At 27.2% G+C, this 14,852-nt stretch carries 11 protein-coding genes and 1 pseudogene; 10 read left to right on the plus strand and 2 right to left on the minus strand.

The window, feature by feature from the left end; genetic code table 11:
• Positions 1–20 precede the first annotated feature (20 nt).
• A complete protein-coding gene (locus I2E98_RS06905; RefSeq protein ID WP_195468220.1) occupies positions 21–1,487 on the minus strand; it encodes a nicotinate phosphoribosyltransferase in 1,467 nt (488 codons plus the stop codon).
• A 123-nt stretch (positions 1,488–1,610) separates the two neighbouring features.
• On the opposite strand from I2E98_RS06905, the gene I2E98_RS06910 reads away from it, so the two are divergent.
• From I2E98_RS06910 to I2E98_RS06940, 7 genes and pseudogenes are all read left to right on the plus strand, one after another.
• A complete protein-coding gene (locus I2E98_RS06910; protein WP_195468221.1) occupies positions 1,611–3,605 on the plus strand; it encodes an ATP-dependent helicase in 1,995 nt (664 codons plus the stop codon).
• Positions 3,606–3,673: 68 nt separating this feature from the next.
• Positions 3,674–4,060 (plus strand): hypothetical protein, encoded by a 387-nt coding sequence (locus I2E98_RS06915; RefSeq protein WP_195468222.1) that lies wholly within the window; start codon positions 3,674–3,676, stop codon positions 4,058–4,060.
• Positions 4,061–4,188: 128 nt separating this feature from the next.
• Positions 4,189–5,373: a M20 family metallopeptidase gene (locus tag I2E98_RS06920; protein ID WP_195468223.1), complete on the plus strand. Its 1,185-nt coding sequence runs from the start codon at positions 4,189–4,191 to the stop codon at positions 5,371–5,373.
• 329 nt (positions 5,374–5,702) lie between these two features.
• Positions 5,703–6,671 (plus strand): RluA family pseudouridine synthase, encoded by a 969-nt coding sequence (locus I2E98_RS06925; RefSeq protein WP_195468224.1) that lies wholly within the window; start codon positions 5,703–5,705, stop codon positions 6,669–6,671.
• Positions 6,672–6,692: 21 nt separating this feature from the next.
• Positions 6,693–8,297 carry a polysaccharide biosynthesis protein gene (locus I2E98_RS06930; protein WP_195468225.1) on the plus strand — a complete coding sequence of 535 codons (1,605 nt, stop codon included), beginning with the start codon at positions 6,693–6,695 and terminating at the stop codon, positions 8,295–8,297.
• 116 nt (positions 8,298–8,413) lie between these two features.
• Positions 8,414–9,004: pseudogene (locus I2E98_RS06935) on the plus strand (catalase).
• Positions 9,001–9,228: a catalase gene (locus I2E98_RS06940; protein WP_195468226.1), complete on the plus strand. Its 228-nt coding sequence runs from the start codon at positions 9,001–9,003 to the stop codon at positions 9,226–9,228. Before I2E98_RS06935 ends, I2E98_RS06940 begins: the two are co-directional and overlap by 4 nt.
• Before the next feature lie 48 nt (positions 9,229–9,276).
• Here the strand turns inward: I2E98_RS06940 and spoVB are convergent, their stop codons facing one another.
• On the minus strand, positions 9,277–10,776 hold the full coding sequence (gene spoVB, locus I2E98_RS06945; RefSeq protein WP_195468227.1) for a stage V sporulation protein B: 1,500 nt from the start codon (positions 10,774–10,776) through the stop codon (positions 9,277–9,279).
• A gap of 196 nt (positions 10,777–10,972) precedes the next feature.
• On the opposite strand from spoVB, the gene I2E98_RS06950 reads away from it, so the two are divergent.
• The 3 genes from I2E98_RS06950 to I2E98_RS06960 all read left to right on the plus strand — a co-directional run bounded on the left by I2E98_RS06950 (position 10,973) and on the right by I2E98_RS06960 (position 14,660).
• A complete protein-coding gene (locus I2E98_RS06950; RefSeq protein ID WP_195468228.1) occupies positions 10,973–12,247 on the plus strand; it encodes a PQQ-dependent sugar dehydrogenase in 1,275 nt (424 codons plus the stop codon).
• A gap of 217 nt (positions 12,248–12,464) precedes the next feature.
• Positions 12,465–12,962, plus strand: a complete 498-nt coding sequence (locus I2E98_RS06955; protein ID WP_195468229.1) for a hypothetical protein — start codon at positions 12,465–12,467, stop codon at positions 12,960–12,962.
• A 21-nt stretch (positions 12,963–12,983) separates the two neighbouring features.
• A complete protein-coding gene (locus tag I2E98_RS06960; protein WP_195468230.1) occupies positions 12,984–14,660 on the plus strand; it encodes a B12-binding domain-containing radical SAM protein in 1,677 nt (558 codons plus the stop codon).
• Positions 14,661–14,852 lie beyond the last annotated feature (192 nt).

Below are 14,852 nucleotides of genomic sequence, written 5' to 3' on the forward strand. Positions count from 1 at the left end.
ATCAGTGACTATTAAATTTTTTAGTGATCTTTTTCCATTAAAAGCTCTTGTTTTAAATTCCAAAGCTCTTGCGAAAGGTCCACATAATAAGTATGAGGATTTTCAAATCTTAAAATTTCAGGCCATAATTTAGATGTTTCTTGTTTAGAAAATTCCTTGATTTCTAATACTGAAGGTGAAGAGTAGACTTGTTCACCATTTTCGAAAATTTTAACTAATAATTCTTTTGCATAGAAATTATTAATTTTTTTCCTTTTCCATGTATGAATTGGATGGAAAATTTCAAGTTCAGAATTTTCATCTATTTTTTCGTTATTTAGAGAAATAATATCAGCTATTGCAGTGTTAGTATTTTTATCGAATAATCTATATATTTTTTTGAAACCAGGATTAGTAATTTTTTCGCTATTTTCACTAATCTTTATTTTAGGAATTATTGTAGAATCTTTTTCAACAGCTACAAGTTTATAAACACCACCAAATACAGGTTCAGATTTTGCAGTAATTAATCTTTCACCAACACCAAATGCATCAATACAAGCTCCTTGTGATAAAACGTCTCTTATTATATGTTCATCTAAAGAGTTAGACACAATTATTTTACAATCGCTATAACCGGCCTCATCAAGTATTTTTCTGCATTTTTTAGTTAAGTATGTTATATCTCCAGAATCAATTCTTATTCCTTGTGGTCTTTTTCCAAGTGGCTTTAGAACTTCATCAAAAACTTTAATAGCGTTAGGTAATCCAGATTTAAGTACATTATAAGTATCAATTAATAAAGAACAATTGTCAGGATATGTTTGAGCCCAAGCTTCAAAGGCTTCATATTCAGTATCAAATAGTTGAACCCAGCTATGCGCCATTGTACCAACCGCAGGAACATTAAAGTATTTGTCAGCAATTGTACAAGCAGTAGAGTCACAACCACCTATTATAGAAGCTCTTGCACCATATATAGCGCCGTCATAACCTTGTGCACGTCTTGAACCAAATTCCATAACTGTTCTACCATTAGCTGCTCTACAAATTCTATTTGCTTTAGTAGCTATTAAGGTTTGATGATTTATAGTTAAAAGTATCATTGTTTCTACAAATTGAGCTTGTACAACAGGACCTCTAACTGTTACTAAAGGTTGATTAGGGAAAACAGGATTTCCTTCAGGAATAGCCCAAACATCACATTCGAACTTAAAGTTTCTTAAGTAATCTAAAAATTCTTTTGAAAAAATATTTTTTTCCTCTAAATATTTAATATCGCCTTCAGTAAATGATAAATTGTTTAAGTATTGAATAAGTTGATCAACTCCAGCCATGATGCAGTATCCACCACCATCAGGTACTCTTCTGAAGTACATATCAAAGTATGCGATTCTATTTTGTACTCCTTTATTAAAATATCCATTAGCCATTGTTAATTCATAAAAATCCACAAGCATTGTAAGATTTCTCTCATTAGTAACATCAAATCTCATTAAATTTTCCATTTTTATCTCCTTTATTGAAAAATACCTAAAGATATTGTACATCTATATATAAATTATTACAATATAGTTATTTATATTATAATAGTGGTAATAATTAAAGTATATTAAATTTAAGGAGAACATATGAAGATAGCATTAGATAATTACCAAATGAAAGCAATTAATATTAAAGGTAAAAATACATTGGTAGTAGCAGCTCCGGGTAGTGGAAAAACAACGGTTATAATAAATAGAGTCAATCATCTTATTGAAGAAAGAAAAGTAAAGGTTGGGAATATAATTGTTATAACATTTACTAGAGCAGCAGCTGAAAATATGAAATCAAGATACAAAAATATTTTTAAAAAGGACATAGCTCCGTTTTTTGGAACTTTCCATGGTTTGTTTTATAAAATTTTACTTAGGGAGGGTTTTGATATAAAAATAATAGATGGTGGCAAAGGGCATGGAATAGTAAAAAGTGTATTAGGAAAATATTTTGATGACGTAAATGATGATAAAGTTAGAGATGTCTTAAATAATATATCATTGTTTAAAACATCATTAGGGAAATTAGAAGAGTTTTCACCATCAATGTCTATGGAGATTTTTAAGGAATGCTATGAACAATATGAAAAACAAAAGGAAAAAGAACAGCTTTGGGATTTTGATGATTTATCTGTAAGAGTATTATATTTATTTAAAAATAATTCTAATATATTAAGTAAATATAAGAGTCTGTTTAAGTATGTTTTAGTTGATGAATTCCAAGATTGTGACGAGTTACAAGTAGAATTTTTAAAAATGATAAATGATGGAAATGAACTATTTGCTGTAGGAGATGAAGATCAATGTATATATTCATTTAGGGGATCTAAACCTGAATATATGGTGGAGTTTGATAAATCTTTTATTAATGGGGAAAAGGTATATTTGTCAACAAACTATAGAAGCAAAAAGAATATAATTGATATATCTAAAAAGCTAATTTCTAATAATTTGGGTAGAAATAATAAGGAGATATTATCATTTGAATCTGAAAAAGGAATTGTAAAATTTATGAAACCTTATAATGAGTTTTTACAAGGTGAGGAAATTGTAAATATCGTTAAAAGTTTTGTTGGTGAAGAATATAGTAATAATGCTATATTATACAGAACTAATATGGAAGCAAGAAGTTTGATAGATACTTTTACAAGAAGAAAAATACCCTTTGTTTTATTAGATAAGGGATATAATTTTTTTGAGCACTTTATATGTAAAGATATAATAAATTATTTAATACTATCAATAGACCCGTATAATAGAGAGGCTTTTAATTTTATAATAAATAAACCATTTAGGTATATTAGCAAAAGTAACTTAAGTTATGTAGGAAATTATAAAGAATATAAAAATGTATTTGATATTCTTATAGATAAAAGTGATACTGCGCCATTTCAAGCAAAAAAATTAGATGATTTAAAGAAGGATATTGCATATCTTAATAAGATTTCATTGGGAAGTGCTGTACAATATATAATATCTTCATTAGGATATATTGATTATTTAAGGGAATATGCAAGTAAATTTAATCAAAATTTTAGTGATTTAGAAGATGTGTTGGAAGAATTTAAAGGAGCAATAGAGGGATTTAGAAATATAACAGAATTTTTGGCTCATGTAGATAATGTTAAAGAAGAAATAGAGAAAAGCAAAGTAGTTCAGGATGGTGTAATTCTTAGTACAATACATGGTGTTAAGGGAATGGAGTTTAAAAATGTATTTATTATTAACTGTGTAGAAGAAACAATTCCACATAAATCATCAATAGAAGATAATTTAGAAGAGGAAAGAAGACTTTTCTATGTTGCTATTACAAGAGCTATTAAAAATCTTTATGTATTTTCACCTAAAACTATTAGAGGTAAATTTGGTGATGTATCTAGATTTATTTTGGAGAGTGGATTAGAAGAGGAAAGTAGTGTTGAAGATTATGGAATTAAAATAGGAGATACTGTTTATCATAGACAATATGGAGATGGTAAGGTCAAGTCTATAGAAGGAGATAAAATAACTTTAGATTTTAAAGAGGGAATTTTGAGAAGCTTTTCACTAAGAGTATTAATAGAGAATAACTTAATAATATTAATTAAGTAATATTAATTAATATTCTGTAAAAGGGTAATAATAAGTATATAAAATCTTTTGTAAAAGGTGGATTTATTATGCGTAAGTATGGAAAATATGTAAAGATACTTTTATTTATGATTATTACTAATTTAAGTTTAAATAGTTTTATAGAGTCAACATTTGCTTTTTCACCTGAAGAAGGAAAAAAAATAGAGGCATTTATTGAAAAAAATGATGATTTAATTAGTACAGAAGAGAAAGAAAACTTAAATCAAATAATTTCGAAATTAAATCAATATATGGTGCTGTCTCAAGAAGAGAGAGAATATATTCAAGAGTGTGAGTTAAATGTAATAAGAAAAAAGCTAGGAGATGCACAATTTGAGGAGTATAAAAAGCTTATAGAAAAAAGAGCATCAGGTGCAGAGTTTCAACAACCAGAAAGATTTAGACTATATGAATTAGAAAAAATGTTAAGATAGACTTATAAAAAATGAGATAGATTATCAAATTAATTGAATAAAAGTAATGCATAATATATAATTAATCTAAATAGGCTTATATTTTTAGTATAAGCCTGTAAATTTTTTTGGGGAGAAGTTTTTAGTTTATGAAAAGTTTTGATATGGAAGCAAACGATATTAAAGATGAATTAATAGAAATAAGAAGGACCTTGCATCAATATCCAGAATTGGGATTTGAAGAAACTAATACATCTAAATTTATAAAAGATTTTTTAGCAAAAGAAGGTATAGAATTTAAAGAATTTGCTGGTACTGGTGTATGTGGTATTATAAAAGGTACTAAAGAAGGTGAAAATAATAGGGTAATTGGCTTAAGAGCAGATATTGATGGATTACCAATGCAGGATAAAAAAAGTTGTAGTTATGCATCAAAGGTTAGTGGAAAGATGCATGCATGTGGACATGATGGACATACTACAATTTTATTAGGTGTAGCAAAGTTATTAAATAAAAATAAAGATAAATTTAATGGGATTGTAAAGTTAATATTTGAACCAGCAGAGGAAACTACTGGTGGAGCGAGAGTAATGATAGAAGAAGGTGTTTTAACGAATCCTACTGTAGATGTTATGTGTGGATTACATGTTGAAGAAACATTAGATGTAGGAATGATAATGGTTAGAAGAGGAACGGTAAATGCCGCATCTAATCCCTTTAATATCACAATAAAAGGTTCAGGTGGACATGGAGCTTATCCTGATACAGCTGTTGATCCAATAGTTATGGCAAGTCATGTTGTTACTTCTCTGCAAGGCATAGTTAGTAGGGAGATAAAACCTGTTAATCCAGCGGTTGTAACAATTGGTAGTATCCATGGTGGAACAGCACAAAATATAATACCTAATGAAGTGAAATTAGGTGGAATAATAAGAACTATGACAAATGAAGATAGAGAGTTTGCAAAAGTAAGATTAAAAGAAATTGTAAATGGTGTGTGTACAACTTTTAGGGGGAGTGCAGAGATTGAAATAGAGGAATCATATCCATGTTTGTATAATGATGATAATATGGTAAAAATATTAGAGGATTCTGCAAAAAACATTATAGGAGCTGAAAATGTTAAGTTACAAAAGAATCCTAAGTTAGGAGTAGAAAGCTTCGCTTATTTTGCAAATGAAGTACCATCAGTATTTTATTTTTTAGGAATTAGAAATGAAGAAAAAGGAATAATACATCCAGCACATAATAGTTTATTTGACATAGATGAAGATGCATTACCTATTGGAGTAGCAATTCAATGTGAGGTTGCTATAAATTATTTGACAACTTAAAAAAATAATATTAATCTAATATAATGGGAAATTGTCTAAGAAATATAAGTTTACAACTCTAATTGAATAAAGAAGAGTTGTTTCATAAATGAATCTCTAAATCTTTGATTTAGCAAGATGAATTTACAACTCTGATTGAATAAAGAAGAGTTGTTTCATAAATGAATCTCTAAATCTTTGATTTAGCAAGATGAATTTACAACTCTGATTGAATAAAGAAGAGTTGTTTCATAAATGAATCTCTAAATCTTTGATTTAGCAAGATGAATTTACAACTCTGATTGAATAAAGAAGAGTTGTTTCATATACATAATATAGGAGTTGATTTTTTGAAAATTGAAATAGGAACAAATGAGGCAGGTCAAAGACTAGATAAGTTTTTGAGAAAATATTTAAAGGATGTACCTTTAAGTGCTATATTTAAGGCATTAAGAAAAGGTGATATAAGAGTAAATGGAGTAAAGAAAAAAGAAAATTATTCTCTAGAATTAGGAGATGTTATTGAAATAAGATATATCCAAAGTAAGCAAGAGAAGAAAGAAGATTCATTTATAAAAGTAAATTATAGTGGACTTATGGTTACATATGAAGATGATAATATATTAATTGTTGAAAAATGGCCTGGCGTTTTAGTTCATCCAGACCAAAAAGGTGCGCAACCTTCACTTACTGACTACGTACTATCATACCTACATGGAAAAGGTGACTATTTACCAGAGAAGGAAAAGACATTTACGCCAGCACCATGTAATAGATTAGATAGAAATACTTCAGGTGTTGTTATATTCGGTAAGAATTTTGAATCATTAAGAACAATGAATGAGATGATAAGAGAAGGTAAGGTAAAAAAATATTATAATGCTTTAGTAAAAGGAAAAATCAAAGACGGAATATATAAAGGTTATATCTCAAAAAATGAAAATGAAAACATATCAAAAGTATATGATGAAAAGAAGCCTAATACAAAAGAAATTTCTATGGAAGTAAAAACAGTTCAAACAAATGGAGCATATTCATTACTTGAAATTGATCTTATTACAGGTAGAAGTCATCAAATTAGAGCACATTTAAGTCACTTAGGAAATCCTATAATAGGTGATTTTAAATATGGAGATAGAAAGTTAAATTCATTCTTTGATAATAAGTTTGGATTGAATTATCAGTTCCTTTATGCATATAAACTTATATTTAAGGGAGCAGATGGAAAGCTAGAATATTTAAAAAATAAGACAATAGCAGAATCACTTCCACCAATGTTTAAGAAGATAAAGAAGGATGTATTTAAATTTACGATATAAGAAGGTATAAAGGGGAAAGTTATGGAAGAAAAGTCAGTAGGTCGTAGTTTTCTTATCTTATCTGTAGCAGGGATACTTGTTAAAGTATTATCAGCGGCATATATACCATTATTAAATGCTATTATAGGGCAAGATGGAATTGGAATATATAATGCAAGTTATTCATATTTTGTTTTTATATTAGCTATTACTAGTTTAGGAGCACAACCAGCAGTTGCGAAGGTTGTATCAGAATTAAGAGCTCAAGGGCATCATGAAGATGCCTTAAGAGCTATGAAGGTTGCAAGAACATACTTGGCTATTATAGGTGCTATTATTACAATAGCATTTATAGCTTTAGCTGAGATTATTGCTTCCGGAACAGAGTGGTCAGAAGCAGCTTTATCATTAAGATTTTTAGCTCCTACAGTATTTTTTAGTTGTATATTAGCAACATATAGAGGTTATATGCAAGGTACAGAAGATATGAAAACATTAGCGATATCTCAAGTGCTTGAGCAAATAGTTAATATAGTATTAAGTTTAATATTCGCATATGTGTTTATTCAAATTAGTATTGAATGGGGTAGTGCAGGTGGAACAGTAGGAACTACAATAGGAGCAATTGCAGCTTTAATATTCATATTAATAATGTATGATAAACTTGACTATGAAGGAAAAGCTGAAATAGAAAATAAATCTGAAAAGTATATAAGTAACAAAAAAATATTAAAGAAGCTTCTATTTTACGGAGTACCAATAATAATGGTAGCTGGATTGCAAAATGCAGGAAGTCTTGTTGATACTATAAATGTTAAATCAAGATTGCTTGCAGCAGGATTTTCAAATATAGAATCAAGAAGGTTATACGGTGTATTAGGTTATTATAATACATTAATGAATGTACCTTTTGCATTAGTTACAGCATTAAGTGCTGCAATATTTCCTAAGATAATACAAGCATATACACAAAGGAATAGAAAAGAATTAAAGGCTCAGATGGCGTATAGTTTTAAGATAACTTATTTAATAACTATACCAGCAGCAGTAGGGTTATCTATGTTAAGTAAAGAAATATACTTAATGCTATTTAATACAACAGCTGGATATGAGTTATTGAAATATGGTTCAGTTGTATTAATATTTATGTCTATATCTGCAATTCAAAATATTATATTACAAGGTATTAATAAAGTGTATTTGGTATTAAGTACAGCTTTTTTAAGTATAGTAATTAAATTTATTATTAATTATTTCTTGGTTTCTATAAAAGATATAAATATATTAGGAGCAATTTTTGCAAGCTTTTTTGCATTTTTAGTTCCTGTAATTATAAATCATAGAAGACTTAAAAGGATTTTTAAAATGAAAATTCCTATATTAAAATTAGCAATTATACCTACTATATCTTCAGCACTTATGGCTTTAGGGATTTTTGTTTGTAGAATTCCAATTGATAGAATTATGAATATTATTGGAAGAGGAAGAATTACAATTTGTTTTATTGTATTAATCCTTATAGGAGTTGGTGGATTGATATATTTAGTTGCTTTAATTTTCTTTGGGGGTATAAGCAAAAAAGATTTAGATATGATTTCACCTAGATTATTTACTTTATTACCAAGATTTTTAAGAAAAAATATGTAGAATAGAATTGTTAGAAGTTCATCATCTTATAGTAAGATGATGAGCTTTTTTAGTATTAACTAAAAAGTAAGTATTTGAATATTATATAAATAAGAAATGTTTTTTGGGGAGAGTATATGAAAGGGAAAAGAGAATCAAAAAACTGCAATCTAAATACTGATACTGGAGCACCCATATTTAATGATACTAGCTCCTTAACAGTTGGAGAAGATGGACCGGTTTTATTAAAAGATACTAATTTAGTTGATAAACTTGCAGCATTTGATCGTGAAAGAATTCCGTAAAGAGTAGTGCATGCTAAAGGGTCAGGAGCACATGGTTATTTTGAAGTTACAAATTCTATGAAAGATTATACAATTGCTAAAGTTTTTACTGAAGAAAATAAAAAAGTACCTGTCTTTGTTAGATTTTCTACTGTTATAGGGTCAGAGGGTTCGGTAGACACAGCAAGAGACCCTAGGGGATTTGCAGTAAAGTTTTACACAGATGATGGAAATTATGATTTAGTAGAAAATCATTTGCCAGTTTTTTTTATAAGAGATGCTATTAAATTTCCAGATATGATTCACGCCTTTAAACCATCTCCAGATACTGGAGTAACAGATTTAAATAGGTTTTGGGATTTTATAGGCCTTAATCCTGAGTCAACAAATATGATTACTTTTTTATATTCAGATTTAGGTACAATAAAAAGTTTTAAAGAATGACATTAGATAGAAATCCAGATAACTTTTTTGAAGAGACGAATCAAGCAGCATTTGTACCATCCAATTTAGTTCCAGGAATAGAAGCATCAAATGATAAATTTTATAATATAGTTTGTGATTTGAAAGATGTAAAAAAAGATATTCAAGATAGAGTAATAGCTAATTTTCCAAAAGCTGATAAAGATTTTGGAAATAGAGTAAAGAAAGCTATAGGATACAAATAGTATTAATAAGAAAAGTCTGAAAATTTCAGGCTTTTCTTATTGAGTATATTAATCTTCATCTAGTCCAAATCTGCTTAGATATGCAAAAATACCAAAGGTTAAAGTGATAATAATTAAATTTTTGCTTAAAAATAAACCATCTAACAATCTAGTTGTAAGTAAATTTAACATTAAATAAACTAATATCCCTATAAGGGAAAAAATAATTATATTATAAATGGATAAATTTAATTCAATATGTTTCTTTACTTCATGTAGGTTTATTATTAAACCTAGAGTAGATGTAATAAATATTGTTATAATGTAAGAGAAAATATTTATACTTGGTATTGCAGTAAAGAAGTAAAGGCATAATATTTCGGTAACAGAAACAATTATAGAGTTTCTTAAAATGATACTTTGTCTATTCAATCCATTTAAAATTCCAAACATTGTATTAGCTACAAAGAAAATAGGTGCTGATAAAGAAGAAAGCCTAATATATAGACCTAAGTCATCTCTTTGGAAAAACATTTGACCTAATGAATCAGGAATTAACTGACATATAATAGTAGTAGCCATACCTAATAAAAATGCGACTTTCAAAATAGTCTTAATTCTTGTAGAAGCATTATAATAATCACCACTACTTATAGTTTGAGATAAATCTGGAACAAGTAATGTGTTGATTGAATTAACAACTATAAGAGGAAAGGTAACTATAGTTAAAGCCATTCCATTAAACCTACCAATTAGATTAAGAGCAGAACTGTAATCAAGTCCAGATGCTACTAATTGTCTTGGCACAATTAATGTTGAAATTGTTGAAAATGCATTTCCTAAAAATCCATTTAAACATAAAGGTAAAGATATTATTAATACATTAAAAATTAGCTGAGCTCTACTTTCAGGTATTTCATTACTAGAAGGCATTCTCTTTTTAGTGTATTTATAATAGCAAAATAATAATAATAAGCTTTGCAATTCTCCTAATGCCAGTGATACATAAGCTAAAGTTACAATAGATGATAATGTTTGAGATTTGAAAATATAAATTAATAAAGTGATAGTTATAATTCTCATAGCTTTTTCGGAGATATCTACAATAGCAGGTACTGTAATTTTAGATGTCCCATAAAAGAATCCTTTCAATATATTAGAAAGGGCAATAAATACCATTGCAGGACAAGTTACTTTAATAGCATTTAATGTTCTTGCATCTTTTATACCATATTGACTTATGTATGGAGCTAGAAAAAAAACTAAAAATCCTATAACAATAGACCAAATTATGTTAAAGAAAGCAACAGAACGAATAGTTTTAAATAAATTATTATATTCTCCTTTTGAGCTATATATTGCAGCTCGTTGAGAAATAGCAGCTATAATACCTGCAGTCATTAAGCAAATAAACAGGTTGTATACAGGCATTACTAAACCATAAAGAGCAACTCCTTCAGGTCCAGCTAAATTATTCAAGTACATAGAGAAAATGAAGCCTAGTATTCCGGTTGTTATATTAGCTGCTGTAAGAAAAAATGAATTTTTAAAAAATATATCTTTCTCCAAAGTTAATTAGCCCCCTTAAGTAAAGTTTGTAAGTCTACTTTCAAAATGAATTTTTTAGTATAAAACTTGTAGTGAATTACATTAATACTTATTCGGTAAAACAAGATAATATGATATTAACTAGTTATTATTTAATTATTAAGTAATATTTTATTAGTATGAAAATATAAATAAAAATATAAAGGGGGAGGGAGTAATGTGGCGATTTTTAAAGTTTGTAGTATTTTCAATAATAATTGTGACTTTATCATTTGGAATTTATAAACTTAGTAATAGATATGATTTAAATCTTATTTATAAAAATGTAGATTGGTCTATAAATACAAAAGGTTTAGAGGGTGCAGTTTCTTTTGACTTTGATAAAGAAAATAACTTATACATAGCATTTAAAAATACTATTAAGATGATCAATAAGGATAATAAAGAGGAAATTTTACTTTATGATAAGTGTTTAAATATATATGATATAGCTTGCTATAATGATGATATTATAATTGCAAGTGATAATAGAGTGCTATTGTACGATGTAAATAAGGAGCAATATACAGAGTTAATTAATGGTTTACCTAATAATGGGCTTAATTACAAAACAAATATTATTTTGAATGGAGAGTATTTATATGTGAGTATAGGATCCAATACTAATTCTGGAGTTGTTGATGAGAATAATAAAAATGAGGATAAAGCATCTTTTGAGTGGGAGTCGACTGGAATAGGGTATAGTAACAATTATGCATTTACACCCTTTGGGGAAGGCATTACTGAAGGACAGAAAATTAAGGAAAATGCTTTGAGTAACGCAAGTATTTTGAGATACGACTTAAATAGCAAAGAATTTATAACATATGCTACAGGGATTAGAAATGTTGAAGGGTTAGCAGTAAATAGTATAGGAAAGTTAACAGCTATAGTTGGAGGTATGGAAGATAATGGAGTCAGATCTGTTAAAGATGATGTGGATTATATATATGATATAAAAGAAAAAGCTTGGTATGGATGGCCAGATTTCAGTGGAGGAGATCCTATTACATCTCCAAGATTTTCAGATGGAACTAACAAGTTATCATTTGTTATAGCTAATCATCCAACAGAAGTTACTTTAGCGCCTAGATATCAGCATGATAAAGTATCTGCTCTAAGTGGATTAACTATTGACTATGAAGGAAAATGTTTTCCTAAGGATACGGTAATATTTGCAGATAATGTAGAAAACTATATATATGTTTTAACTGAAGATGATGCATCAAAAGCAATATTAGCATTAGATAAGGAAAGTCATGTAGAAAAAATAAGATATAATGATGCAAATATATATATATTGGATAGTAAAGGGGGTTGTTTATACAAGATAGGTGGCCAAGTAAATACAACTATATTCAATTTACCAAATGTAATTTGGATATTTATTATAGTTTTTGTAATGTCAATAATAATAGCTCTAATGTATAAAATTAAGATTAGAAAAAAATAAATAGTAACATAAAAATATTTTGAAATTTATTTTCAAAATATTTTTTTGCATTAATATAGATAAATGAGGTAATATACATGAGTAAGAATAAATACTACAAAATCTGAATACATAATAAAAAATATGATTTAACTTAAAATAATTTACATAATTATACAAACATGATAGTAAAATTTATAAAGAATTAAAATTTTTTTATTTTAGGGGTGTGGTATTTATGGGAAAAACAATTATATTAAACTTAAGCAATATAAAATTAACAGGAGATGTATTAGACGTTGGAGAAAGTTATGGTGTAATATATAATATTTCAAAAGATACTATAGATGAAGTCTCAGTAGATTTATTAGAAGGTACAATTGATGAAAAAAATACTTATGGAGAGTATGATACTTGTACAGTGTTTTTTTATTTAAGCAGCATATGGAGGGAGTCTAATAAAGTTAATTTAATTAGAGAAGCTAGTAAGTTAGTTAAGGTTGGAGGAGAAATATATATATGGGATATAAATAAAGAAATTGGTGAAGTATCAAATAATAAGGTTATGGCAGTATTACCATCAGGAAAAATAAAGGAGTTTGAGTTTAAAAATTTAAACCCGCTCTCTAAATCAAATATAGATGATACAAAAAGAATGTTGAGTGATATATATGATATAAAAGAAGAAAAAGTTTGGGAAGACATTTTTTTTGTAAGAGGTGAAAAAATAAAGTAATTAAACGAAAGGAAGAAAAAAATGAAGGTATTATTAACAGCTATAAATTCAAAATTTGTTCATAGCAATTTAGCGGTTAGATATTTAAAGGCGTTTACGGAGGATATGGATTATGAATGCCAAATAAGAGAATTTTCAATAAATGATAGAGATGAAAAAATATTAGAGGAGATAATTAAAGAAAAAGCAGATGTAGTAGCTTTTTCAACATATATTTGGAATATAGAAATAGTTAAAAGGTTATCAAATTTAATAAAGTTAGTGGACGAGAATATAAAAATTGTTTATGGTGGGCCTGAAGTTTCTTATGATAGTTTAAATATACTAAAAGAACTTTCTGGAGATTATGTAATTCAAGGAGAGGGAGAAAAAACTTATAGGGAGTTTGTAGAATATTTACTTGGAGCTAGAAGTATAAGGGATATTAGAGGCCTGTACTTTAAGGAAAATAATGAAGTTATTAGTAACGGTAATAGACCACTTATGAATATGGATGAAATAGTGTTTCCATATAAGGAAGATGAAAATTTAGATAATAAAATAGTATACTATGAAGCTTCTAGAGGTTGTCCTTTTAATTGTAAATATTGTCTTTCTTCCACTACACATGGTGTGAGATTTTTAAATATAGAAAGAGTTAAAAAGGAATTACAATATTTTATAAATAAAAAAGTTAGATTAGTTAAGTTTGTTGATAGAACATTTAATTGTAATTTTAAATTTTCAATGGCTATATGGGAATTCTTAATAAATGCAGATACTAATACACAATTCCATTTTGAAATTTCTGCAGATATATTAAAACCACAGGAATTAGAGTTGTTAAGAAAAGCGCCAAAGGATAGATTCCAATTTGAGGTAGGTGTACAAACAACTAATGATGAGGTGTTAAATAAAATAAATAGATTTGTTAATTTTAGTGATATAAAAGAAAAGGTAGTTGAATTGCTTGAGATTAAAAATATTAAGCAACATTTAGACTTAATAGCAGGCTTGCCAGGAGAAGATATAGTATCATTTAAAAAATCATTTAATGATGTTTATAGTATAGGACCAGAAGAAATCCAGTTAGGATTTTTAAAATTACTTAGAGGATCTTCTATGAGAGAAGAAGCTGAAGAGTATGGAATGAAGTATTCTCCATATCCTCCATATGAAATATTACAAACTAATGATATATCATATGATGAACTTTTAATATTAAAAAAAGTAGAAAGTATGGTTGATAAATATTATAACTCTCAAAAATTCAACAACATAATAAAATATTTAATAAAAAGCTTTGAAACTCCATATGATTTTTATTTAGAATTAGGAAATTATTTTGATAAAAAAGGATACTTTGATAGAAATATAGGAAATAGTGAGTATTATAAAGTATTTTTAGATTTTAATATGGATATAACAAAGTTAGATAGTGAAATATTAAGAGATATAATAAAATATGATTATTTAATGTTTAATAAAAGGAGGGGAATGCCTGAGTTTTTAGGAAAAGGATTAGAAAAGAAAGCTGAAAATGAAATTAAGGATCTGCTTAGAGAGGAATACTCTTTTAAAGATTACTACATTGAAAGTTTTGTTATAAATATAGATGATTTTATACAAAATAATTGTATAAATAGGGAAAAGGTATATTTCCTATGTTCATATGAAGGTGAAATGATTGATATAACTAAAAAAGTAAAACAGAATTAATATTATGAAAAGTATATAAAAAACAAATAGATTTTTTGGAAAATGAATAATTATTGTAATATTAAAATGTTGTTTAGGAAATGTTAACAAAAAAAAGTTGAAAAATTGTAAAAACAGTGTATAATTAATAAAGAGATAAAAAGTAATTAATACTATATAAAGTATTAATATTTATATTATCCAACTTGTATA

Source organism: Clostridium sp. D43t1_170807_H7, from assembly GCF_015555905.1.
Classification (GTDB): domain Bacteria; phylum Bacillota; class Clostridia; order Clostridiales; family Clostridiaceae; genus Clostridium.